The sequence below is a fragment of the Nostoc sp. genome, assembly GCF_036917395.1.
Lineage (GTDB): Bacteria > Cyanobacteriota > Cyanobacteriia > Cyanobacteriales > Nostocaceae > Nostoc.
Genome location: NZ_JBALDI010000011.1, coordinates 1 through 25,132 on the forward strand (window position 1 = coordinate 1; position 25,132 = coordinate 25,132).

21 protein-coding genes are annotated in these 25,132 nt (G+C 43.1%); 18 read left to right on the forward strand and 3 right to left on the reverse strand.

What is annotated here, in order from left to right; all coding sequences use genetic code 11:
- Positions 1-782: 782 nt before the first annotated feature.
- On the forward strand, positions 783-5,390 hold the full coding sequence (locus tag V7K46_RS07205; protein WP_335111886.1) for an ATP-binding protein: 4,608 nt from the start codon (positions 783-785) through the stop codon (positions 5,388-5,390).
- A gap of 176 nt (positions 5,391-5,566) precedes the next feature.
- Here V7K46_RS07205 and aroQ read toward each other — a convergent pair whose 3' ends face one another.
- On the reverse strand, positions 5,567-6,247 hold the full coding sequence (gene aroQ / locus V7K46_RS07210) for a gamma subclass chorismate mutase AroQ (RefSeq protein WP_335111887.1): 681 nt from the start codon (positions 6,245-6,247) through the stop codon (positions 5,567-5,569).
- Positions 6,248-6,523: 276 nt separating this feature from the next.
- Positions 6,524-7,768 (reverse strand): carboxyl-terminal processing protease CtpA, encoded by a 1,245-nt coding sequence (ctpA, locus tag V7K46_RS07215; RefSeq protein WP_335111888.1) that lies wholly within the window; start codon positions 7,766-7,768, stop codon positions 6,524-6,526.
- A gap of 548 nt (positions 7,769-8,316) precedes the next feature.
- Between ctpA and petB the strand changes: the two genes are divergently transcribed.
- The 6 genes from petB (at position 8,317) to V7K46_RS07245 (ending at position 14,280) form a co-directional block, all read left to right on the forward strand.
- A complete protein-coding gene (petB, locus tag V7K46_RS07220) occupies positions 8,317-8,964 on the forward strand; it encodes a cytochrome b6 (RefSeq protein WP_298918390.1) in 648 nt (215 codons plus the stop codon).
- 262 nt (positions 8,965-9,226) lie between these two features.
- Positions 9,227-9,709 (forward strand): cytochrome b6-f complex subunit IV, encoded by a 483-nt coding sequence (gene petD, locus V7K46_RS07225; RefSeq protein ID WP_335111889.1) that lies wholly within the window; start codon positions 9,227-9,229, stop codon positions 9,707-9,709.
- A gap of 665 nt (positions 9,710-10,374) precedes the next feature.
- Complete coding sequence (locus V7K46_RS07230) at positions 10,375-10,818, forward strand: ATP-binding protein (protein WP_273768440.1); 444 nt, start codon at positions 10,375-10,377, stop codon at positions 10,816-10,818.
- Between the two features lie 629 nt (positions 10,819-11,447).
- Positions 11,448-12,437 carry a GDP-mannose 4,6-dehydratase gene (locus V7K46_RS07235; RefSeq protein ID WP_335111890.1) on the forward strand — a complete coding sequence of 330 codons (990 nt, stop codon included), beginning with the start codon at positions 11,448-11,450 and terminating at the stop codon, positions 12,435-12,437.
- Positions 12,438-12,447: 10 nt separating this feature from the next.
- A complete protein-coding gene (locus V7K46_RS07240; protein WP_335111891.1) occupies positions 12,448-13,638 on the forward strand; it encodes a glycosyltransferase in 1,191 nt (396 codons plus the stop codon).
- Positions 13,639-13,908: 270 nt separating this feature from the next.
- Positions 13,909-14,280, forward strand: a complete 372-nt coding sequence (locus V7K46_RS07245) for a hypothetical protein (protein ID WP_335111892.1) — start codon at positions 13,909-13,911, stop codon at positions 14,278-14,280.
- A 33-nt stretch (positions 14,281-14,313) separates the two neighbouring features.
- Here the strand turns inward: V7K46_RS07245 and V7K46_RS07250 are convergent, their stop codons facing one another.
- Positions 14,314-14,745, reverse strand: coding sequence for a hypothetical protein (locus V7K46_RS07250; protein ID WP_335111893.1), 432 nt, complete (start codon positions 14,743-14,745; stop codon positions 14,314-14,316).
- A gap of 382 nt (positions 14,746-15,127) precedes the next feature.
- Here V7K46_RS07250 and V7K46_RS07255 point away from each other — a divergent pair, with 382 nt between their 5' ends.
- From V7K46_RS07255 to V7K46_RS07305, 11 genes are all read left to right on the forward strand, one after another.
- Positions 15,128-15,472: a hypothetical protein gene (locus V7K46_RS07255; RefSeq protein ID WP_335111894.1), complete on the forward strand. Its 345-nt coding sequence runs from the start codon at positions 15,128-15,130 to the stop codon at positions 15,470-15,472.
- Between the two features lie 187 nt (positions 15,473-15,659).
- Positions 15,660-17,819 carry a pentapeptide repeat-containing protein gene (locus V7K46_RS07260; RefSeq protein WP_335111895.1) on the forward strand — a complete coding sequence of 720 codons (2,160 nt, stop codon included), beginning with the start codon at positions 15,660-15,662 and terminating at the stop codon, positions 17,817-17,819.
- Positions 17,820-17,955: 136 nt separating this feature from the next.
- Positions 17,956-18,447 (forward strand): hypothetical protein, encoded by a 492-nt coding sequence (locus V7K46_RS07265; RefSeq protein WP_335111896.1) that lies wholly within the window; start codon positions 17,956-17,958, stop codon positions 18,445-18,447.
- 145 nt (positions 18,448-18,592) lie between these two features.
- The gene (locus tag V7K46_RS07270; RefSeq protein WP_298918420.1) at positions 18,593-18,799 is read left to right on the forward strand and encodes a hypothetical protein; all 207 of its coding nucleotides are present in this window, start codon (positions 18,593-18,595) and stop codon (positions 18,797-18,799) included.
- A gap of 204 nt (positions 18,800-19,003) precedes the next feature.
- Positions 19,004-20,260: a GNAT family N-acetyltransferase gene (locus V7K46_RS07275; RefSeq protein ID WP_335111897.1), complete on the forward strand. Its 1,257-nt coding sequence runs from the start codon at positions 19,004-19,006 to the stop codon at positions 20,258-20,260.
- Positions 20,241-20,738 (forward strand): Holliday junction resolvase RuvX, encoded by a 498-nt coding sequence (gene ruvX / locus V7K46_RS07280; RefSeq protein WP_335111898.1) that lies wholly within the window; start codon positions 20,241-20,243, stop codon positions 20,736-20,738. Before V7K46_RS07275 ends, ruvX begins: the two co-directional genes overlap by 20 nt.
- A 143-nt stretch (positions 20,739-20,881) precedes the next feature.
- Positions 20,882-21,454 (forward strand): DUF3727 domain-containing protein, encoded by a 573-nt coding sequence (locus V7K46_RS07285; protein WP_335111899.1) that lies wholly within the window; start codon positions 20,882-20,884, stop codon positions 21,452-21,454.
- Between the two features lie 301 nt (positions 21,455-21,755).
- A complete protein-coding gene (locus V7K46_RS07290; protein ID WP_335111900.1) occupies positions 21,756-22,382 on the forward strand; it encodes a hypothetical protein in 627 nt (208 codons plus the stop codon).
- 53 nt (positions 22,383-22,435) lie between these two features.
- Positions 22,436-22,975, forward strand: coding sequence for a YqeG family HAD IIIA-type phosphatase (locus V7K46_RS07295; protein ID WP_335111901.1), 540 nt, complete (start codon positions 22,436-22,438; stop codon positions 22,973-22,975).
- 366 nt (positions 22,976-23,341) lie between these two features.
- On the forward strand, positions 23,342-24,451 hold the full coding sequence (gene proB / locus V7K46_RS07300) for a glutamate 5-kinase (RefSeq protein WP_335111902.1): 1,110 nt from the start codon (positions 23,342-23,344) through the stop codon (positions 24,449-24,451).
- 52 nt (positions 24,452-24,503) lie between these two features.
- Positions 24,504-25,094: a Uma2 family endonuclease gene (locus V7K46_RS07305; RefSeq protein ID WP_335111903.1), complete on the forward strand. Its 591-nt coding sequence runs from the start codon at positions 24,504-24,506 to the stop codon at positions 25,092-25,094.
- The last annotated feature ends 38 nt before the right edge of the window (positions 25,095-25,132 follow it).

A 25,132-nucleotide genomic window follows, 5' to 3' on the forward strand; every position in this document is an offset into this window, starting at 1 on the left:
TTCAAAGACTCGTTCACGGAGTTCAAAGACTCATTCACGGAGTTCAAAGACTCATTCACGGAGTTCAAAGACTCATTCACGGAGTTCAAAGACTCATTCACGGAGTTCAAAGACTCGTTCACGGAGTTCAAAGACTCGTTCACGGAGTTCAAAGACTCATTCACGGAGTTCAAAGACTCGTTCACGGAGTTAAAAGACTCATTCACGGAGTTCAAAGACTTATCCTAAGTTCTCAATCCCCAATGCAAATTTTCCAACGTTTGTTAACTTATAGAATTTATACCAATTCTTTGTGAAACTGTACAAAATCAGGCTTGGTAAGACTTGGGCAAAATCCCCTTGTTCTATGCAACCTCATAGATAATTGGTTAGAACTAGTAGCGGAAAGTGGAAGTCACGCATTCAAAAGTCAAAAGTAAAAATGAATACAGCATAAGCGTTTCGTTGATTTGGAAGGGATGGCTTATTTATGCCGTGTTGTACTAGCCCTTTTAAGGTAAGTAAAAATTTTGGTCAAAAAATTCCTCTTTAATCTCTTTACTCTGTATGTAATGTAATTCTGTATTTGAATAAATTACTTTTAAGCTGCACTAAACACAGAGATATCAGAGAAAAAAATAGAATTTAGGAGTCACCTTTAAAGGACTACTCTAAAGGGAATGCAATATTAACTATAGATTTATAAACTATGACGGTTGTTGATACAGGTGTAAAATATAAGATAAAAAAAATGTTCTCTGGGGAATTCTAACCATAGTACAGAGGAATTCTCGTAAAAATTTATGAGCGCAAAACTTGATGGAAGTATAAGGATCGCTGGTTACCAAATCAGAGAGCGACTTTATTCAAGTTCTCGCACTCAAGTGTATCGGGCAGTACGAGACTGCGATCGCCAACTAGTCATCATCAAGCTCTTAAAACGAGAATACCCCAGTTTCAGCGAATTAGTACAGTTTAGCAACCAATATGCGATCGCCAAAAACCTAGATATTCCTAGCATCATTAAACCCTACAGCTTGGAACTCTATCAAAACGGCTACGCCCTAGTCATGGAAGACTTCGGTGGCATTTCCTTGCGGGAATTTAGCCAAGGACAATCACTGACTTTAAAGCAATTCCTCCCCATTGCGCTGCAACTGGTAGACAGTTTACACGAGTTACATCAACAGCACGTCATTCACAAAGACATCAAGCCAGCCCACATCCTGATTCATCCTGATACCAGAGAAATTAAGCTGATTGACTTCAGTATTGCTTCACTTTTACCACGAGAAACCCAAGAGATCCAAAGTCCCAACGGACTGGAGGGAACGCTGGCGTATCTGTCACCAGAGCAAACTGGACGGATGAACCAAAGCATTGACTACCGCAGCGACTTCTATTCATTAGGTGTGACTTTTTTTGAACTACTGAGTGGACAACTGCCCTTTGAGTCCCACGAGCCAATGGAGTTGGTGCATTGCCATATCGCCAAACAGCCTGACTCTATCTGTAATCTCAACTCCGAAATACCCTTGATGCTGGGAGAGATCATTTGCAAGTTGATGGCGAAGAACGCCGAAGACCGCTACCAGAGTGCGTTGGGACTAAAATATGACTTAGTGACCTGCTTAGAACAATGGTGGAAAACAGGCAAACATACTTGGTTTGATTTAGGACAGCACGATAATAGCGATCGCTTTTTGATCAGAGAAAAACTCTACGGACGGGAACCGGAAGTAAAAACCTTGCTGGAGGTATTTGGGCGGGTTGCCAATGGTGCATCAGAATTGATGCTGGTGGCAGGTTTCTCCGGCATTGGCAAAACTGCCGTGGTAAATGAAGTGCATAAGCCCATCGTCCGGTGGAATGGATACTTTATCAAAGGGAAGTATGACCAGTTCAATCGCAACATTCCCCTGTCTGCCTTTGTGCAAGCTTTTGGAGACTTGATGGCACAATTGCTCAGTCAAAGCGATGCTCAACTGGAGCAGTGGCGAAACAAAATTCTGTCTGCAATGTCTGAGAGTGGACAGGTGATGATTGAAGTGATTCCAGAACTAGAACAGATTATTGGCAAGCAACCGCCAGCACCAGAATTATCGGGCAATGCTGCACAGAACCGCTTCAATTTGCTGTTTGTCAAGTTTATTCAGGTGTTCACCACAATAGAGCATCCGTTGGTGTTGTTCCTCGACGATTTACAGTGGGCAGATTCAGCATCCCTGAATTTGATCAGGCTATTGATGGGTGAAACTCTGAGGGGTTATCTGTTGATTATTGGCGCATACCGTGATAACGAAGTATTTGCGGCTCATCCGTTGATGCTTACCCTAGAAGAGATTGAAAAGGAAGCCACGGTCAGCACTATTACATTAGCTCCTTTGAGTCAGACAGATGTGAATCGTTTGATTGTCGATACATTGAGTTGTTCGACAGAAGTTGCCCTGCCGTTAACTGGATTAGTTTATCAAAAAGCCAAAGGGAATCCCTTTTTTACAACCCAGTTTCTCAAGGTATTACATGAGGACGGCGGAATTACCTTTGATTGGCATACAGGTTTGTGGCAGTTTGATTTAGGACTTGTGCCCAGAGGCGCAGCGGCGAGTCAAGAGACATCACTTGCCTTAACGGATAATGTCGTAGAGTTCATGGCAATTCAACTGCAAAAGTTGCCCACCCAGACGCAAGCGATACTTAAACTGGCAGCCTGTATTGGCAATCAGTTTGATTTAGCAACGCTAGCGATCATTAATCAAAAGTCGCAGATAGAAACCGCTTCGGACTTGTGGAGAGCATTGCAAGAAGGATTTGTGATTCCAACCAATCAGGTTTACAAGTTTTATCAAACCGAGTCATCAGTTCCCCCAGTCCAAATATCAGTACAGAAGGTTAACACCTGTGTTTACAAATTCTTGCACGATCGCGTCCAGCAAGCGGCATACTCCCTGATTCCCACGGATGAAAAACAACTCGTTCACCTGAAGATTGGACAGTTACTCCTGAGTAACACCCCCGAAAGCAACCGGGAAGAACGCATTTTTGAAATCGTCAGTCACCTCAACGTTGCGGCTGAATTGATCCAATCCGCAGAACGTCAAGCCCTCGCCCAGTTCAACCTGATGGCAAGCCGCAAGGCAAAAGCAGCGATCGCCTATACTGCTGCCTACAAATATGCCCAGGTGGGCATTGGGTTACTCGCGCAAAACAGTTGGCAGCATCAGTATGAGTTGACCCTAGCACTCCATCAAGTCGCCACAGAAGCCGCCTATTTGGCCGGTGACTTAGAGCAGATGGCAGGCTTCGCTAGCCTTGTCCTAAACCATGCCAAAACTCCATTAGATCAAATCAGCATTTATGAGGTGAAGATTGAGGCATTAACTGCTCAAGGTCAGTTTGCCCAAGCGATCGCCGCAGCCCTTGCCATCTTAAAGCAATTGGGAGTAGAACTGCCCGCAGCGCCTACTCAGGACAACGTGGCGGATGCCTTTAATAACGTCTCAGATGTGATTGGAGAGCGGTTACCTGCCGAGTTACTCAACCTCAGCGAAGCAATAGATGCGAACATCCTAGCGGCGGCTCGAATTTTGACATCGGTAGCACCCTCTGCTTATGTGTATCAGCCACTGCTGTATTTACTGGTGATTTTAAAAAAGGTTTATCTGTCCGTCGTCTATGGCAATGAATCAACCTCGACCTTTAGCTATGCCTCTTATGGGATATTGATGTGTGGTGTGTTGGGAAAGGTTGAACTAGGTTATGAATTTGGTCAGTTAGCCCTCGACCTGCTATCACGATATCAAAATTCAGAATTGAAGGGGAAAACTTTATTACTAGTCTGTGTGTACACAAGGCATTGGAAAATGCACCTGCGTGAGACATTACACCCCTTACAGATTGCCTATTGTAGTTGTTTAGACGTGGGCGATCTGGCTTTCGCCGGTTACTCTGCGTATAACTACGGTTTTTATTCCTATTTTACAGGGCAGAACTTAAGGCAACTAGAGTTGGAAATTGCCGAATATTGTGAAGCGCTCAAGTATCTTAAGCAAAATCTGACTCTGACCTATTCCCAGTTGATTCGACAAATTCTGCTGAATTTAATCGGGGATGCGGATGACGTTGTGGTGTTGAGCGGTGCAGCCTACAATGAACAGCATCAACTTCCGTTACATCAAGCAACGGGCGATCGCACCGGATTAGCATTGCTGTGGATTAACAAACTGGTTGTGTCCTATCTGTTTTCAGAGTTTGAACAAGCCGTAGAACAGGCTGGGCAGGCAAGACAGTATTTGGATGCTATCCTTGCTTTTTTTTATGTACCCATCTTTCATTTCTATGAGTCTTTAGCCCAACTAGCATGGTTTGGGCAACTCTCAGCCCCAGAACAGCAGCAGATAAAGGAATCCATCGCTGGCAACCAAGAAAAACTCAACTACTGGGCAGCCCATGCACCGATGAATTTTCAACACAAATTTGATTTGGTGGAAGCCGAACGGTATCGGGTCTTAGGCAATCGGGCAGAAGCAATAGACTATTACGATCGCGCCATCAAAGGAGCCAAAGAACAAGGCTACATCCAAGAAGAAGCACTTGCCAATGAACTAGCCGCCAAATTTTACTTCAGCTGGGGCAAAGAACGGATTGCTCAAGACTATATGATCCAAGCCTACTATGGCTATGCTCGCTGGGGTGCTAAAGCCAAAGTCGCCGACCTGGAAAAACGCTATCCCCAATTACTCGCCCCCATCCTCCAGCAAACCCGTTCTCCCCTCTCAACCAACGAAACTATCTTTACATTAGAAAGTGTCACCTCTACCAGTTCTGCCACTTCTAGTAGCAGTGCCTCTGTTGCTTTGCATTTAGCTACCATTCTCAAAGTTTCCCAAACCCTTTCTGGCGAAATCGAACTCGAAAAACTGCTCTCAGTATTGCTGCATATTGTCATTGAAAATGCGGGAGCTGATAAGTGTGTGTTCATGCTTTTGGAGTCAGGTCGTTTACTGATTCAGGCGTCAGCACAGCTTTCCTTTCTACATAACAAGGGAATTACCCAGATCAATTTTTACCCAATGTTGCTCAATCCAGAGCCTGTTGAAGACTCTGTTGATCTGCCAGTTAGCTTAATTAATACCGTCAAACGCAGCTTACAACCAGCAGTGATTATTGATGCCACGGTGCATCCACAATTAATCAATGACCCCTACATTCAGCAACAGCAGCCCAAGAGTGTCTTGTGTAGCCCGATTTTGGATCAAGGTAAGTTGTTGGGCGTGTTGTACTTAGAAAACAATTTAGCAACCGGAGCATTTACCAGCGATCGCGTCGAACTGCTCAACTTACTTTCCGCTCAAGTCGCAATTTCTCTGCAAAATGCCCAACTTTATCGAAATTCCCAGAACTCTGCTTAACAGTTAACACAATACTAGGAGGCTCTGCCTCCTTGAATCGTGGCAGCGCGCTTTGGCATTTGACAGTTCCTCGGTGTTGTTCTCTCAATATAGATAGCTTAGGGCTACTACAAAGTCCCTCCCTTTAAGATAGAATTGGCTTACTTCGCGTTGGTATTAGAGTGTCACTAGCCCGATCAACGGAAGTTACGCACTTTGCAAGAAGCGCTTGGAAATTTCAACAGGGGTGAAATTGCTAGGCTCTGTACTTGCTGATCAATACCATCTCCCTGAATAATCACCTGAGAACGTGACTGAATTAATTCCCGTATCTGCGGACAACCTAGAACAGAAGTCACTTCTGTTAAAGTAAAGACAAATTCTGTGTTTAATTTATCTAACGATGGTCGTAATGTTTGGTTTAAGTCTGGCGCGTTAGGAAAAGATTTAATGCCTTGCTTTTGCCAGTTTTGAAAATCAACTGTTTGGATGAGTTTTCCTGCTTCTATTTGTGCTTTAAAAAATGCTGCAACTGGATCGGGTTCTAGACTAGAGATTTTTGCTTGTTGCCTAACCTTTAAAAGCAACTCTTGTTCGCGCTTTAGATCCTCAATAGGACGTTTGTGATTCCATTTCCACCGGGCTACATCATGTGCAATTAACAATCGCTGCTGGATCAATTTTAGTAATTTATCTACAGATACTTGTTGATCTGCGATCGTAATAGGTTGAGGATTTGCTGATTGTAGTGATCCAGAGTTATGAGCAGCGAAATACAATTTGAAGTTGGCAGCAACTACTGTACTACTGAAAAAAAACTCAAAGAAAATTATGATAAAAAATAACAGTCGATGCTTTCTGAAAAAACTTAAATTCATGTCAAAAAGTTAATCCACCATAGTAATTATCAGTAATTTTCAGCAATTCGATAGTAATACAGTATTTCAAATCTCAGATAAAATATCTCATAGTTACTAACAAAAAGCAAGTTCAGCACAAAAAGCTGTTGCGTTTGATGGAAGACTCTGATTTCTATGGTCTAGATGTGCTCGTATTTATAGGCAGCAATACGTTCAAGAGCTATCGGATAACAATTTATTTGGTTATTCCCAGTCTCTGACTAGGAACAAGGCAAACTCCTAACTTCTAGCTTTTTAAGTCTTTCCCGCCACAACCGAGTTTTCAACCAAAAGTTCCACGGCTGCTTGATATTGCAGATCCTCTAGGGTGCCAATCTGTTCGCGGTTAATTGGGTCTTGAGAAATCACTTTATCTGGCTTAATACCTAGTTTATTAATATCCCGGTGTTGAGGAGTTTCGTACTTAGCAATTGTGACTGCCAAGCCTGAGCCATCTGACAATTCAAATAAGGATTGAATTAGTCCCTTGCCAAAGGTGGTTTCACCTACCAACTGAGCACGACGGTTATCTTGCAGTGCGCCGGCGAGAATCTCACTAGCACTTGCACTTCCTTGATTTACCAAAATAACCAGAGGATCTTTCGTCAGGGCTGATCCAGACGCTTCAAAACTACCTTGAATGCCTTGTCGGTTAACAGTGTAGACAATAGTGCCAGAGTCTAACCACAGACGGGCGATTTCAATTCCTGATTGTAATAGCCCCCCAGGATTATTTCGCAAATCTAGAATGTAGGCAGCAGCGCCTTTTTTTTCTAGACTAGAAATAGCGTGTGCCAATTCCGTTGAGGCGTTGGCATTGAATTGAGTGAGGCGAAGGTAGCCAATGGGCGTACCCTTAGTGGAAACACGCAATTCGGAAACCACAGGGTTAAGAGCAATGCGATCGCGTGTTAGCCTAATTTCTGTTTCTGCCTCTCCATCCCGTTCGATCAGGAGAGTGACAAGGCTGCCACTCGGCCCACGCATCTTAGTTGCTGCTTCATCAAGGGTGAGATTTTCTGTGGAGGTGCCTTCAATTTTGAGAATGCGATCATGTGGTCTAATCCCTGCTTTATCTGCTGGTGAACCTGCTATAGGAGCCACTACTTCCAACTTCCCAGTCTTAGCATTTAGGGCAATTTGTAATCCAACCCCAGTCAGTTCCCCAGAAGTATTGACCTGTAAGCTGCGGTACTGTTCCGGATCTAAAAAGCGGGTAAAAGGATCATCGAGGCTCTGGAGCATCCTCCCAATTGCCGCATAACTGGCATTTGAGTCCGACAGCGGCTTCTCTAGAGCCTTTTGCCGGACTGCTGCCCAGTTTTGATGATTAAACGTCTCATCTAGATAAGTGCGATTAACAATTCGCCAAACTTCGGAAACCAGCTTTTGTTCCGTCGTCAAAGCCATCACTGGCTGGGTGAGCGTAGCAAACGCCAGCCAAAACGCCATTAACAATGAAAATCCAACCCGAAAAACTTGTTTGTTCATGAACCCCATTCTCAATTCCACCTCAACCCAAATTGCCTAGAAATGCTCACTTGCCCTGTTGTTGATGAAATCTATCTCTCGATTATGTTACTTTTTTTATAGAAGTGGTGCATTTCTCTCATCAAGTTGTTCACTCAACTGATGCGTTGTATTCACTCACCAAAGGATAAAATCTACTTTGTGTCCACCTTTTTCTGTGCAGGGGCGTAAAGAGATCGCAATATATTCCTTCTTTACAGAGTGTAAAGTTTCTGAAGACTCTTAGCACGCTGAAAGTTGACAAGCAAACAAAAAAACTCTCCTTTACTAAAATCCCAAAATTGCTAATTGGGAGAGAAGTCTAAGCGGCGGCTTCTGAGAAGTCCGTAGACAATTCTGCTGCTACCCTACTCCTCGGTAACGACAACTCCAGCAAAGACGCTATCGCCAATGGGGAACAGGAAAGCCTAAAGGCGAATCCGCAGGATGCCGAGGCTTGGGTCTATCGGAACTTTGGTCGCCGATTTAGAACTTCGGGATTTATCAACCGCAACCGATTCTTAGGGACTTGAGATTGTATGGCCAATGTTTACGACTGGTTCGAGGAACGCCTGGAAATTCAGGCACTCGCCGAAGACGTCACTAGCAAGTACGTCCCTCCCCACGTCAATATCTTTTACTGCTTTGGTGGAATTACCTTGGTTTGCTTTCTCATCCAGTTTGCCACTGGATTTGCCATGACGTTCTACTACAGGCCAACAGTTGCTGAAGCTTTTTCTTCAGTAGAGTACATCATGAATGAAGTTAACTTCGGTTGGCTAATTCGCTCCATCCATCGCTGGTCTGCCAGCATGATGGTATTGATGATGATTTTGCACACCTTCCGGGTTTACCTGACTGGTGGTTTCAAAAAGCCCCGCGAATTGACCTGGATAAGTGGCGTCATCCTGGCTGTGATTACAGTTTCCTTTGGAGTCACAGGCTACTCCTTACCTTGGGACCAAATTGGCTACTGGGCTGTGAAAATCGTTAGCGGCGTACCAGAAGCAATTCCTGTGGTTGGCGTTCTGATCTCCGACCTGCTGCGCGGCGGTTCGAGTGTTGGTCAAGCAACACTAACTCGTTACTACAGTGCCCACACCTTTGTGCTGCCTTGGTTGATTGCAGTCTTTATGCTGTTTCACTTCTTGATGATCCGCAAGCAAGGCATTTCCGGTCCTTTGTAATCTCAGCTATTAGCGAAAGGCAACATTTATCAGTTTTCAGATTAAGTTGTTTGTTCTAAACTTATGAAACACAAGAAATTAATTGCACATAAGTTCCAAAAACAAACATTTGTATCTGAAGCCTAAAGTTGTAGAAACCCTCCAGGCGGCTGACTAGAGATAGACAAACAGAAACGCTGTTTCCCGCCTGTTAGGGTTGCCTAGTAGCTGATAGCTTTCACAAATGCTTTAATTTAACTTAAGCAGGAGAGCACATTTCAAAATGTCAACACAAAAAAAACCTGACCTTAGCGACCCTAAATTAAGAGCCAAACTTGCCCAAGGCATGGGTCACAACTACTATGGTGAACCCGCTTGGCCTAATGACCTACTTTACGTCTTTCCAATCGTGATCATGGGTTCGTTTGCTGCAATCGTGGCTCTAGCTGTGCTAGATCCCGCCATGAACGGTGAACCAGCAAATCCTTTCGCCACACCATTGGAAATTTTGCCAGAGTGGTACTTGTACCCAGTCTTCCAAATTTTGCGATCGCTTCCTAACAAACTTTTAGGAGTGTTAGCAATGGGTTCGGTACCAGTGGGGCTAATCCTCGTTCCCTTTATTGAGAACGTCAATAAGTTCCAAAACCCTTTCCGCCGTCCAGTTGCAACCACAGTATTCCTCTTTGGTACCCTTGTCACCCTGTGGCTGGGTATTGGTGCTGCCTTGCCATTGGATAAATCTTTGACCTTGGGACTATTCTAAATTAGTCACCACAAAGTGCTTTGACGCCTGTGAGTTTCAAGAGCATATGCAGATGTGCTTTTGAAATAAATTTACAGGCGTTAATTTTAACAATAAACAATTCATCAGCCCAACCTCAACTGTTGGGGAGGCTGCGCCAACGAGTCATCACCCAAGCGGAACGACTGCTTTGCTCATATCACTAAAGTTGTAGCAAGTAGTCTGGAGGATAGCGCAGCCTCTTCGAGTCTTTCAGCGTCAACCGTACCCCTACGGATCTTGCTACGCCTAGTGAAGGACTCCTGAATAAACAGTGAAACATCACGCCAAATTGAAAATTTGGTGCAAAAGAATTTAGTGGCGGTTCTAAATTCTTCACGAAAAGATTCCTGAGTTCTGGATTCTTTTTTAAGAGTCCAGCTTGCATTTGGGATTTTCAGTTTTGGATTGAAAAACTATTCCAAAATCTAAAATCACCAAAAGTCACCAAATACAAACATTTTTCACTTACTTAACGTAAGTTGCTAGTTATAATCCTGGAAGTGCCAAAATAGTTGATGTTTTGTATTTTGGTACACAGAATATCTATATCTCAATTGAGATTTTTCCATATCAGAGAAATTTTGCGCTATTGGCAAAATTTAATAATTACCAACTTGGGTTTACTTGTACTTAAGTCACAGTTAATGCTTAGTATAGTGCAGCAAGACCATCTGACGGTTAAGAGCGAACTCAGTCTCCTAAACCAGGTGCAAGAATGGTTCGAGCAATTTTGTCTGCAACATTTGTCTCAACTTGGCTGGTCAAAAACCCAACTTGATCGCCTCAATTTAGCATTAGCAGAAGGCTTTACCAACGCTGTTCGTCACGCTCATCATGCTTTACCCCCGGAAACAACGATTGAGATTAAGGTTTATCTGTGGATTGACCGACTAGAGATTAGAATTTGGGATTATGGAAAACCTTTTAATCCTGATGCGATCGCAGAACCAGCCCCAGGGACTCTGCAAGTAGGCGGATATGGATGGTTTCTCCTGCGGCGGTTGGCTGACCGTGTTGTATACGAACGTGGTGCAGATGGTAGAAATTGCCTCCTGATCGTCAAATATTCTGTAGAAGCACAAAAGTAAAAGTGAAGCAGTCAAGGCTAAAGGAAGGTAAAATACTTCCGATGTCAATTTTCGGTTTTGGGCAAGGAGTACCAGTATCGGGCGCGTTAATCCACCTACCATCTCAATTGACAATACTTGGGGCAAAACTCCCTTGTTCAAGGTAGGCAAACTGACGCTGACCTGTACTAGTCAACTCTTGGAAATGCTGCACGTAGCTTGATTATACTTAGGAGTAAGACAAACAGAACTTCTCCTCTAGTGACCGTTTTCCATAAAAATATACACGTAGAAATACGGAGATTTTGCCCAAAGTTGAGCCACTCACTTCGAAACAAAAGCATCAGCAGAATGAGTGTCTGCTCAAATATGTAGTTATTTTATTCACAAAGATGTATTTCTTTTTCAATAATATGTGATGTAAATTGGGGTCATATGTTTTTTACGTGAAATTGCTTAGTGGTTATAATTTTTTTGTAAAGCCTCAAAGAATATTATTGTATAAAAAAAATTAATGAATACAGTAAAGATAGCATTCGAGTTACACTAGCTCTCTTGTTAAGATTTGTCAGCAGTGTTGAGAGTCTTAATTTTTGTTCTCTAACAAGTGCAATTTGGTGCTTCATAGAGATAGAGGAGATAGGGGACATATGACTAAGACAGCCCTAATTACAGGAATAACTGGTCAAGATGGCTACTATCTCAGCCATTTGCTTCTCAACCGAGGTTACCGAGTTGTAGGATTAGTACCCCCGCATCGACAACCTAATTTGACAAAACTGGGAATACTGGCAAATCAGGTAGAAATTTTTACGGTTGACTTGAGAGATAATGCGGCGCTGTTGACCGCAGTTGAACAGCTGCGTCCCCAAGAAATTTACAATTTGGCGGCTCCCAGTTTTGTACCCGACTCTTGGAACGACCCATTGGCAACCCTGGATCTGATAACTGGTACGGCTACCAGGCTTTTGGAAGCAGTACGACAGGTTGGTTTGTCTACCAGGTTTTATCAAGCCAGCAGTTCGGAAATGTTTGGCGATGTATTTATTTCGCCTCAAGATGAGGAAACTCCTTTTCGTCCCAAAAATCCCTATGCTGCGGCCAAGATGCACGCCCACTGGACGATGGTGCATCACAGACAGCGCTATGGACTATTTGCCTGTAGTGGAATTTTATATAACCATGAGTCCCCTCTACGCCCACCTCAGTTTGTGACCCGCAAAGTTTCTTTGGCAGTTGCATCGATTAAATTAGGTTTAACTGACACTTTAGAAATGGGTAATCTAGATGCCAAACGCGATTGGGGATTTGCGGGAGATTATGTAAAAGCAATGTGGCTAATGTTGCAAGTTGATCAGCCAGAAGAATATGTGATTGGCACTGGTAAACTACACAGTGTTAGAGATTTAGTTGCCACAGCCTTTGAGTCTGTGGGATTGGATTGGACGCATCATGTAGTCCAAAATACTAGCTTATTGCGAAATGATGAGCATTTTAAACTAGTAGCTGACCGCAGTAAAGCTAAAAGAAACCTCGGCTGGGAACCCCAAGTGAGCTTTGAAGAACTTTTAGAAAAAATGGTAAAAACAGATTTAGAGCGGTTACAAAGCGGTGCGCTCGCGCCTTTACCGCAAGTGTAAATAATCTAACATGCAGATCACTACAGTGACAGAAAACCTAAAGTCAGGTGATAAAGTTAACAAAAAGACTAACCATGTCTTTGTGTTTTTAGAAATTTTTGCCCACGAAGGTGGTATTCAATCATATATAAAAGATATTTTTCGCGCCTATCTGAGATTTAGCCAAGTCTACAAGGCAGAAGTCTTTTTGCTGCGAGATAGTCCTGATAGCTTAAATCCGTTTGAAGACGAGAACTTAAAATTTCATTACTTTAAAAATCAGTCTCCTTATTTGGGGAGACTGCAAATGGCAGCAGCTTTACTTAAGTGTCTGTTGCAAAGCCGACCGCAGCAAGTTTTCTGCGGTCATATTAACTTAGCAGTATTAATCCAAACTCTTTGCCAGCCCTTGGGGATTCCTTACACCGTACTAACTTACGGCAAAGAAGTCTGGGAACCGCTGAAAAATCAAGAACGTCACGCCCTGACATCAGCAAATAGAATTTGGACAATTAGTCGCTACAGCCGCGATCGCGCTTGTTTTTCTAATGCTCTAAACCCCAAAATCGTAGAGATGATGCCTTGTGCAATTGATGGAGATAAATTTACTCCTGGTTGCAAGCAGCCAGAATTAGTCCAGAAGTATGGCTTAACTGGTGCTAAAGTATTAATGACAGTCGCGCGGTTATGGTTCGGGGATATTTACAAGGGTGTAGATGTAACGATTCGGGCATTACCACAAATCGCTCAGGTTTTCCCAGAAGTGAAATATTTGGTAATTGGTCGCGGTGATGACCAACCGCGATTAGCTAAACTTGCAAAAAATTTAGGTGTGAGCGATCGCGTCGTGTTTGCTGGTTTCGTTGCTACAGAAGAATTAATGGAACATTACCGCCTTGCTGATGCCTACATTATGCCTTCCCAAGAAGGCTTTGGCATTGTTTATCTGGAGGCAATGGCTTGTGGAGTACCTGTATTATCCGGTGACGACGATGGCTCCGCTGACCCCTTACAAGATGGTAAACTGGGATGGCGAGTACCACACCGCAGTCCTAATGCTGTAGCAGCGGCTTGTATAGAAATGCTTCAAGGGGATGACCAGCGCTGTGATCGAGAGTGGCTGCGAGAACAAGCGATCGCTGTGTTTGGTATAGATGCCTTCCAACAGCACTTGCAAAAAATGCTTCTATCCTCAGTAATAGATCCATTTAAGTCCAAATGACTTATGACTAAAATCGCTATCCTAGATGGAGGGAAAATAAAACTAAGCTGAAAATAATGGATGAACAATGGCTAAAAGCTTCAAGAAAATACTCGTTAAAATAAGATAAAGCTAGGGTGGGCTACACCCGAATTTACGCTTGTGGACAAGAAGGAGCTGGCTCCCTTGGTTGAAACAAGAAGCAGACCCTCTAAAGTTTACTTTAGTTGAATGACTAGCTCTGAAAAAGTTTGGTCAAGTTTTGTATAGCAGCAGGACGACATTTAAAAAATGAGCTTTAAGTCATTTCAATTGAATCTTTTAAATCTCCGCCCTTGGCTCACCCTACTGGCACTTATTTGGTTGTTGGCATCAGTGGGCTTGGGTTGGTTGGTTAATTCGTTACTAATTATTTTCGGGTTGCTGTTGTTGGCACCCATTGTGGCTTTTTTTGGCTTTCGTTGGTGGCTGCAACGCAACTTGGTTGCTGACCAGTGTCCCGTCTGTGAACATGAATTTACAGGTTTAAATAACAGTCAGTTGCAATGTCCTAACTGTGGAGAGTCGCTGTTAGTACAAAACAGTCATTTCCAGCGCTTTGCACCAGAAGGCACAATTGATGTCACTGCTGTCGAAGTTCCAGCCCAATCACTGGAAGATTAGTCAAGGGTTGTTGCTCACTGGTCAAATGACTATTTATTTTGTTTTTTGCGAGATTGAGAGGGTGTAGCTATACTGTTGCTTGGATAATTCGCCCACATACAGCGAGTATTTTCCTGCCTGCCAGTAACCAGAAACTTCTGACTTGCCTCCTGAGTAACTATCTGCCATTACACAAAAGCGCCCCCCAGGCCCGTTGAGCAACAGCGTTGGCTTGCCTTGACTTTCTACTGTTAATCGCAAATAAGGTAGTGACTCTGTAACCTGGATAACTTGACTAGGTTCAGTGGTAATATTGCCACAATTACTTTTGACTGTTCCCCCAGACTTTCCATTCAAAATCAGTGGATCTGATTGGAGATTCCGATTAATTTGGATTGTTGGTGTCTGTGCCAAATTAGCCTCAGTGAAAACTAAACTCATCGCCAAAGCTGTGGGAACAATTGTAAGTAGCCTAAGCGTTTTCATTTTAATTAATGCTCCAGATTTTTTCTAGAGCAATGTTATATAGTCTGATTTAATAGACGACAGCAATCCGTCTTAGTTCCAAAAGGTGTCGTATAAAGCAATACCATTAATTTAATAATTGTTTGTGAAGATTGATGGGTGTAAAGACCATCAATCGTGCAAATTATCTATGTTCCGTGGCGCTTTTGCACCAAAAGATTTCACCGGACATTTCGCACTTCAATCCGTAACACGTTAATCTTCCATAAATCATCATAATTTTTAACCGTCAGAAAGGCATTGCACACACAGACATTAGCTAAAATCACTAAGACAAGCACCAAAAATAGAATTTGATTGGTTTGCTGTCGAATAAGTGATTTAGCTGAGGTAGAAAAAATTGATGAATCCTCAAAGAGAAGAAGACTTGCAGCGTCGCCTCAATAAGCTAGAGGCAGAGATTAATTCTTCGCCTAAAGTGGTTCCCCAACCACAAGAACAAAAACAGATCCGTCAGTCTGTTTTTGCCAACTTGAACTTGCAACTGGAGCGATTTCAGATTTGGTTCAACAGCTTATCTGGGGCGAAAAAGCTGGTAGTTTCGGGTGTGACGGTGCTAGTAGGCTTGGCGATGCTGCAAGCAGTGTTTAAACTAGTTGCATCTGTAATTAGTCTGGCATTTTTGGCAGTGTTAGTGTATGTTGGATACAAATTTTTTGCGTCTAATAGCTTTCAAGGTAAGCAATAATTGATGTTGATATGCATTTACTTTGCACTCTGCGTGGAGTTATGAAAGTCAGGAGCCAGAATACAAAAGGCTTCTGACTTATGACTCCTAAATTCTATTTCAATATGCTTTTGTTTTTGCTGATTAGCTTAGTCTATTTTAATTGTGCCGATCACGGCGTAGAAATAATGTCAAAGGGAATTATGCGATGACGACACCAATTGTCAACAGAAGTAATCAATCTGGTCAGTCAAAAAAACCGGAAAGAGCCAATTCGCAGTTACTAGCAAGTAGGCGTTTTGCTGCTTGGGCAACTGAAATCACACTAGTAGTTACCAGTGGGTTGATTCCCTTCGGCATTGGTGTCTATGCCAATTCTAGAAGCGATTTTAATCGAGTGCCGCTTAACCCCATACTGGTAGTCACCGAAAGAGCGATCGCTAGACCCCTGGCTCTGCCTATGAGCTATGGCATCCGTAACGTAGCATGGCCGACTAATATTTTGTGGACAATCGCCCTGTTAGCGCCTGTAACTCTCTCGTGGTGGCAATTGTATTTACTCGCTAAGACTGGTAGCACAATTCCTAAACGTTGGTTAAAAGTGCGGGTTGTCAACGAGCAAGGCAAGCCACCCGGATTGGGGGCAGTTGTAATTAGAGAAGGAGTTGGGCGTTGGACTGTACCTATTTCCATCGCCTATCTGCTATGGCGCTACAGCTTTGCTTTTCCTAATTTAGGATTATTCACATTTTTGTCTTTGTTAATGATTGTGGGTGAAGGGATCGGCTTACCATCGCGCCGGGGGCGTCGCGCACTACATGATCAACTTGCAGGCACTTATACAATAGATGCGGCTCGCCCCTTGCCATCCTCACTCTTAGCTAATAACAGACAAGCTCAGTCTGCTGGCGGTAATGATCAAGCAGAAGAATGGCAGGAGGGAAATGAAGAATTAGCAGCAGCCCAAACCAACCAGTCACCTAATCTATGGCGGCAGATACAGCAAAATCCTAATCTGACTTTGTTTGGGGTAGGGCTTACAAGCATGACTGCTGTGTTGGCAACTTTAATCGGCACTCAAGTCTATATCCAAATTCAACAATCCCAGCGAGCAACTAAGCAAATCAACAGCCAACAGTTCCTCGAACTCGTCAAACAATTGAGTCCCAACTCTGGGGCGACTAACGACCAACGCCAAAGTGCAATTCTGGCTATGGGTGGTCTTAATGACCCACAGTCCATTAAATTTCTGGCGGATCTCTTAGTTAGCGAAACCAACCCCAGCCTCGTGGATACGATTCAACAAGCTTTGACAACTGTCGGGCCCAAAGCCATCCCGGAACTAAAAAATAAGAATCTGTTTTTGGTGGGGAAACTGGAGTCTGTGGGTAGTACTGCAACCCAAGAGCGGGAATTGCGGCAAGGGCGGCTACAAAGAAACCAACGGACGATCAATAAGATTCTCTCTGTTTACAGCGGTAAAATCGAGGGCGTTGACCTTAGTAGCACCCAATTAGGTCAAAGCGGTACTCCGGGAAGTTCCTTCTTCAACTTGGTACTAGACAACGTTGATTTATCAGGAGTTAAGTTAAAATCTGCAAATCTTAACCAAGCCAGTTTGAAGGGTAGCCGCTTCCGGAGTGCGGGTGAGGATGGACGCTGGGATACCTACGACGATGTGATGGCTGATTTAAGCCAAGCTCAGTTGCAGCAAGCCAATCTTACTGATGCTAACCTTAGTCGCGTCTTGATGAACCGGATCGATTTGAGCCGCGCCACTCTCAACAGAGCTAACTTATCCAACGCGCGTCTATTTGACGCTAAACTCAACAGCACCCAACTAGTAGGAGCCGATCTGCGAAACGCAGTTTTGGAAAAAGCCAGCTTGACTGGAGCAGATTTAGGCGACGCTAAATTGAACGAAGCCAATCTGTACGCTGCGCGTTTAGGTCGCGTCACTGCCATCGGAACACAATTATCCTTTGCCAACTTAACTAATACTGATTGGCAAGGGGCAGATTTATCAGGAGCCTATTTGGATCGTGCTAATCTCAGTAATGCTAACCTGAGCGCCACACGTCTGGCTGGTGCTGTTTTGCGCTTTGCCCAGATGGAAAACGTCAACTTGCAAAATGCCGATCTGAGTCTTGCAGATTTACGAGGGGCAAATGTGGCAGGAGCAGATTTTAAGGGGGCAATTCTCGCCCCTAGCAAACAAGATCCAGCAGATCAATTTGTCCAAACCCCAGATTTAGGCTCAGTATCTGCCGTAGTCCAAGGCGTTGATTTTGCTCAAGCCAAAAATTTAGATGCCAAGCAATTGGCGTACATTTGTACTCAAGGAGGCATTCATCCCCGTTGCCCGTAGAATGGAGGGGGTAGGGGATCTGGGGAGCAGAGGGGCAGGGGGAGCAGGGGAGGCTGAGGGAGAGGAAGAGTTTTCCCAATGCCCCATGCCCTGTTTGTCTAATGCCTAATAACAAAATGGTGTGAGGAGTTCGGTTATGAAGTATATTCCATATTTGGTTTCAGTTTTAGGAGCTGGCTTGGTCTTGAGTCTGGCGAGTACTAAACCAGCACAAGCTCAGGTAGCCTATGGCAGTTATATCGGAATAGGCCCCAGTATTGGTTTTACTGATGGTATCCAATTCGGGGGGGTTATAGCGGGACGCTACAAGCTTTTGGAAGCGCCAATTTCACTCCGTGCCCAAGTGTTAATTGGTAATAATACGGCAGTTGTACCAACGGTTTCTTACGATTTCCCCCTTAATTGGCAGGCTGATGTCTACCTGGGTGCTGGGTTAGTATTGGCTGGTGGTGGTGGTTCTTCTCCTGTGGGGGACAAAATTAGCTTTGCTTTACAACCGGGCATTGATTATATGATCCCAAATAGCAATACTGTCCTTTTTGGCAACGCCATCATTGCTTTTGATGCCTACCGTGACAGCGGTGGTACAGCGATCGCCGTACAAGGTGGTGTTGGTTTGAGATTTTAATGGGCAGATGAAAACCCTAGAGCGATCGCTATCCCTAAAAAGCGTTAAACTTCATTGCAAATTCATAAGTTAGTCCAAACAACGTGATAGTTTTTGGTTATTGAAGAGAGACAGCACAGGATTAACACAGGAGAACACAGTGGCAATGGAATCAAATTTATTAACAAATGCGGGCGCAGATGAAGTGAATCAAGATTTCAGTGAATATGTGGCCAACCTGCAACTTCATATGACTCTGCAAGCTCGCAATCTTGTTCCAACCCTGAAGCAAACACTGGTAGATAGTCGCCAGCAATTACTCCATCAAACCCAAGCCCACTTTGAAAAGCTAGTTTCTCGACAAGGGCTGTAAATATATACAAATTTTAATCAAAATTCAAATAAAATAAAGGCAGATGTTGTTGGGTCAATGCCAATGGTGTTCTCACAAAATCTGCTTTTTCTGCTTTTTTAAGTATTAAGTTACTAAAATCACCCTTTTGGCGCAATAGTAAGGGGCAGAAACTAGTTAATATTATTGCAGCAGTTTCTTTGAAGAGCAGTTAGTTAAGGCTGAATGGCGGCTCGAATTAAAATGACTTCATTACTTCCCCGAAACCTCAGCGTTGTTATCCGACCAGTCCAATACCGGGATCTGGACGGGATTGAGCGCATAACTCAAGAGTCATTCGCAGCCCATACTCCCCAAGGAGGAGGTTTTGCTATAAGCCAGATGCAAAGGCTACGTCGCTGGTATGGATTACTCAAATTTTTGAGTTGGTTTCCTAACCCGCTACAGTATCGCCTCTGTGCCTATGTAGCAGAGCAAGGGCGGATGCTTGTAGGGATGATTCAAGTGTCACCGTTTAACCGGACACGCAGCACTTGGCGCATTGATCAAGTCTTGTTAGAGCGTGGTGTCGATAAACAAGGAATTGGCTCGCAACTTTTGCGTCATTGCTTTGAATCGATTTTGGAAGCTCGCACTTGGCTACTGGAAGTTAATATCAACGATATTGAGGCGCTGGCACTATATCGGCAAAATGGATTTCAGCGTCTGGCAGAAATGACGTACTGGGAAATTGGGCCAGAATTACTGGCTGAATTGACACAAGCAGAGCCAGATTTACCCAATCTCTTACCAGTGAGTAATGCTGATGCCCAGTTGCTGTATCAACTAGATACGGCATCTATGCCACCTCTGGTACGTCAGGTTTTTGACCGCAATACCCGCGATTTTAAAACCAGCTTGTTTGGTGCTTTAACTGATGCAGTCAAGCAATGGCTGACCAAAACAGAAGTAGTCAGTGGTTACGTATTTGAACCCCAACGCAAAGCTGCGATCGGCTATTTTCAGGTGCAACTTGACCGTAAGGGTGAAGTTCCCCACGTGGCAACGCTGACGGTTCATCCTGCTTACACCTGGCTGTATCCAGAGTTACTATCTCAACTGGCTCGGATTGCTCAAGATTTTCCCCAGCAAGGGTTACAACTAGCTTCTTCAGACTACCAGGCAGAGCGAGAAGAGTATTTGGAACAAATTGGAGCAAAACGCATAGAACACACATTAGTTATGTCTCGCTCTGTGTGGCACAAGCTACGGGAGTCTAAATTTGTCTCCTTAGAAGGAATTCAGTGGACTGATATGCTGCAAGGTTTACAACCGTCCCGTAAAGCGATACCAGGCGGGATGTCATGGATACAACCAGGAAAGCTGCCATCGTCAGAGAAACCACTACCAAGCAAGTCAGAAACGATTAACTTTTCGGTAAAAAACCCTAGCATGGAAGCATCGCCGATTCCTGAATCAGCAGATGCACAGCAGGAGAATTAGTGTGATATCCCAAGAGCAACCAAAACCGTTTATTTCAGCGTTGGGACTAGATTTCGGTCGCAAGCGGATTGGAGTAGCAGGGTGCGATCGCACGGGTTTAATTGCCACGGGGATCACCACAATTGATCGTACATCTTTTGATCAGGATGTCCAGCAAATCCGGCAAATAGTTAATCAACGTGAGGTGCAAATCCTAGTTATGGGCTTACCTTATTCAATGGATGGCTCAATAGGATTTCAGGCACGTCAAGTTCAGAAATTTACTACAAGACTTGCTAGAGCACTGAAACTGCCTGTGGAATATGTGGATGAGCGATTAACTTCATTTCAAGCAGAGCAACTGCTGATAGCTGAGAACCGCTCCCCGTCACGCCATAAAGGTTTGATTGACCGCAAGGCAGCCGCTTTGATTTTACAACAATGGCTAGATGTTAAGCGTGCTAAATCCCGCAGTATAGTGGCGGCTATTGAGTATTGATACCTTTTAACATGATATTCTGAAAACGATTAGCCAGCAGTTGTATCTACGTATAAAGCTATTTGATTGACATATTATATGTCATTAAATAGTTAAGCGATTTCCAAACTTGCTGATATTTATTAAATTTCTACATTTCGGCTATGTTTTCCTCTCCATTCCCTGAAGAAAATGATAACGCTCATGCGGGTTCCATCACTTTAACCGATGACAAAGGGCGATCGCTCGAATGTTACATAGAGCATTCCCTGGAGGTAGATGGACAAGAATACGTTTTGCTTCTTCCTGTAGACTCACCTGTAGAAATTTTTTCTTGGGAAGGTGACGGTGAGGAAGAAGAAGCGGTTCTGGTAGAAGATGACACCACCATTGATAAAATTTTTGCTAATGCCCAAGCTGTACTATCTGAGCAGAACCTGATACTGAAGAACACAGCATACGCTTTGACAGTTGCAGGTGATTTACCTCCAGTTGAAGAATCAGAACTCTTCACCTTAGAAATCGAAGACGAAGAGGCAGATTTAGAGCCAGAGCAATTACAGCTACTCGCAAGCTTCTATGATGAAGATCAGGAGTATGCAATTTATACACCCCTCGATCCCCTGTTGTTTTTTGCACGGATAGCAAAAACAGGTGAACCTGAATTACTCTCTCCAGAGGAGTTTCGCCAAGTGCAACCTCTGTTAGAGGAACATCTTTTTAATGAAGTGGAATAAGATTAAAAATTCAAAATGAAAATGTAACATTTTGAATTTTTTCATTGAGAATTTTCATTGTAATCAAAATCTACTTAAACCTTTTAACATGTCCCATTAAATGTGGAAGCAATGAAACATTGATATAAAATTGGGATAATTTGTGTTCTTTAAGATTCTGAAAAAAGCATTTTGGCAAGGATTTTCAATCTAAAATTCAAAATCGTTCGAGTGAGCGTAGCCGTACCCCTCCGGGGAAGCAAGCTACGCGTAGCGTTCCGCAGGAAAGTCCAAAATCCAAAATTGGTATGAGGTGTTGAAAATGGCTTATAGCGACTTTACATTAAGTAAATTTAAAAAGTCATTTAGCATCCGTATTGATGAAGAAACTGATTTATGTGCCGACATAGAACCTTTACAGCCAAGCGAGAAACTCACAAATTCCTTAGAAGAAACTACAGAACTCGCTTTAGCAATTAATACTGAAAAAGCGCGTTCAGAAATGATTATCATTCCGATATTGTTGGAGGTAAGGCGCAGGGCTAATTATGCAATTAGTTTATTTTCAGGAACAGATTTTAATGTAGATGTAGAAAAAGGTCTGAATGGCTATTGTGACTTTATTATCAGTCGTTCTAAAGAGCAACTAACAATTAATGTGCCTGTGGTAGTTATTATTGAAGCCAAAAATGAAAATATTAAAGGTGGATTAGGTCAATGTGCGGCCGCAATGTTGGCAGCACAATTGTTTAATCAACAAGAAGGAAATGAAATCAGAAAAATTTATGGCGCGGTAACAACAGGGGATATTTGGAAGTTTTTGAAGTTAGAAGAAAATAATATATTTATTGATTTGAGTAATTATTACATCAAAGAGATAGATAAGATTTTAGGGATTTTATCTCAAAGTGTTCAGGGAGATATTCCAGCATGGAGTTCGATTAACTAAACTATATTGGGTTATGCTCATTTGTCTGAGCTATCTACATTTGACTGTTGACTATGATCTGGAACAATCTTTTACAGCCTGACTTGATTTTAGAGGGTTCAGTGTTGAACCTAACACCAGATATTATCCAAAAATACGGACTGAAGGGGCTGGTATTGGATGTAGATGAAACCTTAGTACCCTTTAAAGTAGGGGTGGCTTCACCAGAACTACAACGCTGGGTAGAGGAAATTCGTGCCTGTACTGCATTGTGCTTGGTGAGTAACAACCTCAGTGAAGCGCGAATTGGTGGAATTGCGCGATCGCTCAACCTACCTTACTACTTAGGTGCAGCCAAGCCTTCCCGACGCAAAATTAGGGCAGCACTTAGGGCAATGGATCTACCAGTGCATCAAGTAGGGATGGTAGGCGATCGCTTATTTACTGATGTTTTAGCAGGTAATCGCTTGGGGATGTTTACTATTTTAGTCGAACCGATTGTTCATGCAGATGCAGCTCTGCGTTCTCATCCCGTCCGCAACTTTGAAGTTTGGATATCTGAAATTCTCGGAGTCTCTATTACCCCCAAGAAAACCAAGATTCACAAAAGTTGAGAAATCGTCAGGAAAGTAAATCTAAAGAAATGATTAAGGAATCTTACTGGAACCAAAAAATCGGGGATCATAAGTATTAATAACATGGGTTCAGCCAAAAAAGATTCTAAATCATACTAAATAAATATACACCCGTAAAGCGTCAGCCTTCACTATAGAAGGATTGGCGCTTTACAATTTTGGATTTTAGATTTTGGATTTTGGATTGAATCTAAAATAGACTTCTCTATGGGTGGATTTAAAGCCTAAAAGGCTGTTTCCATAGGCTTTAGTTTGTTCGCGTAGCGTGTGACTTGGGGCAAGTCTAAAAAAACTTATGCAAGATGTCTAATCTAAAATCTAAAATCTAAAATCTAAAATTGAAAGATGTCACTAACAATTGTTGTCAAAATCGGCACTTCTAGCCTAACTCAACCAGAAACAGGACAATTAGCACTTTCTACCATCGCCACTTTGGCGGAAACACTCTGTCATTTAAGACGACAGGGACATCGAGTGATTTTGGTTTCTTCTGGTGCTGTGGGGGTGGGATGTGCGCGGTTGGGCTTAACCGAACGTCCCAAGGCGATCGCTCTAAAACAGGCTGTAGCAGCAGTTGGACAAGGTAGATTAATCCGGGTATACGATGATTTATTTACTACTTTAGAACAGCCAATTGCTCAAGTATTACTGACTCGTACTGACTTGGTACAGCGTAGCCGCTATCTTAATGTATACAATACTTTTAAGGAATTACTGGGACTGGGAGTGATTCCTATAGTTAATGAAAATGATACCGTAGCAATAGAGGAACTAAAATTTGGCGACAATGACACCCTTTCGGCATTGGTTGCCAGTTTAGTAAAAGCAGATTGGCTATTTTTGCTCACCGATGTTGATAGGTTGTACTCAGCTGATCCGCGTTCCGTGCCAGATGCTCAACCGATCGCTTTAGTTAGTAGCATTAAAGAATTGGCTCAATTACAGATACAAACAAGTTCCCAAGGTTCTCAGTGGGGTACTGGCGGTATGGTGACAAAAATTTCGGCTGCAAGGATTGCCATTGCTGCTGGAGTGCGGACTGTAATTACCCAAGGGCGATTTCCCCGAAATATAGAAAAAATTATTCAAGGTGAACTTATTGGGACGCATTTTGAACCGCAACCTGAACCAACTTCTGCGCGTAAACGTTGGATAGCTTACGGTCTTCTACCTGCGGGTAAATTGTATTTAGATGAAGGTGCGATCGCTGCGATTTCTCTAGCGGGGAAATCGTTATTAGCAGCTGGAATTAAGACAGTAGAAGGAAAGTTTGACGCACAAGACGCTGTGCAATTGTGTGACATCAACGGTAACGAAATTGGTAGAGGACTTGTGAATTACAACAGCAATGAACTGCAAAAGATTTGTGGACATCATTCACGGGAAATTTCGACAATTTTAGGTTATGCCGGTGTAGAAACTGTGATTCACCGGGATAATTTGGTTTTGACTTAAGATGGAAATAAGATAAATTTCGTGACTACTAACTGGGAGAGTAAAAAATATTATGACTCAAACGTTAGAAAATATTATTAACTTACCAGAAGAACAACGCTTCTTCCGGCATGGATTAACTTGGGAACAGTTCAAAGCGATTCAAGCCAGCTTTGAAAATGTACCAGGGGTGCGGCTGTTTTATTGTGAGGGAATTTTAGAAATTGTGAGTATTGGTAAGCCTCATGAGGCGATTAAGTGTTTAATTGCTGCACTGTTGATTACTTATTTTGAAGTCAAGGGGATTGAATTTTTCCCCAGTGGGAGTTTTAGCCAGATTATTCCCAAGATAGTAGAATATCAAGCAGACTTATCTTATTGCTTTGGAACCGACAAAGCTGTACCAGACCTCTGCATTGAAGTAGTGATTACTAGCGGTAGTCCCATAAAGTTACAGAAGTACAAATTAATGCTAGTCCCAGAAGTTTGGTTTTGGGAAGATGGTACAATTGAAGTTTATCGGTTACGAGAACAAGAATATGAAAAAGTTGTTAATAGTGAGTTGCTAGGAGAATTAGATTTATCCCTGCTCAATCATTGTCTTTTTATATCATCTCCCTTGCAAGCAATTAGAGAGTTTCGCCAGGGCATTCAACAAATGTAGACTGAGATTTTTCACTCTGCTTGACTACGTTCAGAATG

What these genes read in the sequence shown, in the direction of transcription:
- V7K46_RS07205 (WP_335111886.1), top strand. Translation starts at nt 783, where the DNA reads ATGAGCGCAAAACTTGATGGAAGTATAAGGATCGCTGGTTACCAAATC.
- aroQ (WP_335111887.1), bottom strand. Translation starts at nt 6,247, where the DNA reads ATGAATTTAAGTTTTTTCAGAAAGCATCGACTGTTATTTTTTATCATA.
- ctpA (WP_335111888.1), bottom strand. Translation starts at nt 7,768, where the DNA reads ATGGGGTTCATGAACAAACAAGTTTTTCGGGTTGGATTTTCATTGTTA.
- petB (WP_298918390.1), top strand. Translation starts at nt 8,317, where the DNA reads ATGGCCAATGTTTACGACTGGTTCGAGGAACGCCTGGAAATTCAGGCA.
- petD (WP_335111889.1), top strand. Translation starts at nt 9,227, where the DNA reads ATGTCAACACAAAAAAAACCTGACCTTAGCGACCCTAAATTAAGAGCC.
- V7K46_RS07230 (WP_273768440.1), top strand. Translation starts at nt 10,375, where the DNA reads ATGCTTAGTATAGTGCAGCAAGACCATCTGACGGTTAAGAGCGAACTC.
- V7K46_RS07235 (WP_335111890.1), top strand. Translation starts at nt 11,448, where the DNA reads ATGACTAAGACAGCCCTAATTACAGGAATAACTGGTCAAGATGGCTAC.
- V7K46_RS07240 (WP_335111891.1), top strand. Translation starts at nt 12,448, where the DNA reads ATGCAGATCACTACAGTGACAGAAAACCTAAAGTCAGGTGATAAAGTT.
- V7K46_RS07245 (WP_335111892.1), top strand. Translation starts at nt 13,909, where the DNA reads ATGAGCTTTAAGTCATTTCAATTGAATCTTTTAAATCTCCGCCCTTGG.
- V7K46_RS07250 (WP_335111893.1), bottom strand. Translation starts at nt 14,745, where the DNA reads ATGAAAACGCTTAGGCTACTTACAATTGTTCCCACAGCTTTGGCGATG.
- V7K46_RS07255 (WP_335111894.1), top strand. Translation starts at nt 15,128, where the DNA reads ATGAATCCTCAAAGAGAAGAAGACTTGCAGCGTCGCCTCAATAAGCTA.
- V7K46_RS07260 (WP_335111895.1), top strand. Translation starts at nt 15,660, where the DNA reads ATGACGACACCAATTGTCAACAGAAGTAATCAATCTGGTCAGTCAAAA.
- V7K46_RS07265 (WP_335111896.1), top strand. Translation starts at nt 17,956, where the DNA reads ATGAAGTATATTCCATATTTGGTTTCAGTTTTAGGAGCTGGCTTGGTC.
- V7K46_RS07270 (WP_298918420.1), top strand. Translation starts at nt 18,593, where the DNA reads ATGGAATCAAATTTATTAACAAATGCGGGCGCAGATGAAGTGAATCAA.
- V7K46_RS07275 (WP_335111897.1), top strand. Translation starts at nt 19,004, where the DNA reads ATGGCGGCTCGAATTAAAATGACTTCATTACTTCCCCGAAACCTCAGC.
- ruvX (WP_335111898.1), top strand. Translation starts at nt 20,241, where the DNA reads ATGCACAGCAGGAGAATTAGTGTGATATCCCAAGAGCAACCAAAACCG.
- V7K46_RS07285 (WP_335111899.1), top strand. Translation starts at nt 20,882, where the DNA reads ATGTTTTCCTCTCCATTCCCTGAAGAAAATGATAACGCTCATGCGGGT.
- V7K46_RS07290 (WP_335111900.1), top strand. Translation starts at nt 21,756, where the DNA reads ATGGCTTATAGCGACTTTACATTAAGTAAATTTAAAAAGTCATTTAGC.
- V7K46_RS07295 (WP_335111901.1), top strand. Translation starts at nt 22,436, where the DNA reads ATGATCTGGAACAATCTTTTACAGCCTGACTTGATTTTAGAGGGTTCA.
- proB (WP_335111902.1), top strand. Translation starts at nt 23,342, where the DNA reads ATGTCACTAACAATTGTTGTCAAAATCGGCACTTCTAGCCTAACTCAA.
- V7K46_RS07305 (WP_335111903.1), top strand. Translation starts at nt 24,504, where the DNA reads ATGACTCAAACGTTAGAAAATATTATTAACTTACCAGAAGAACAACGC.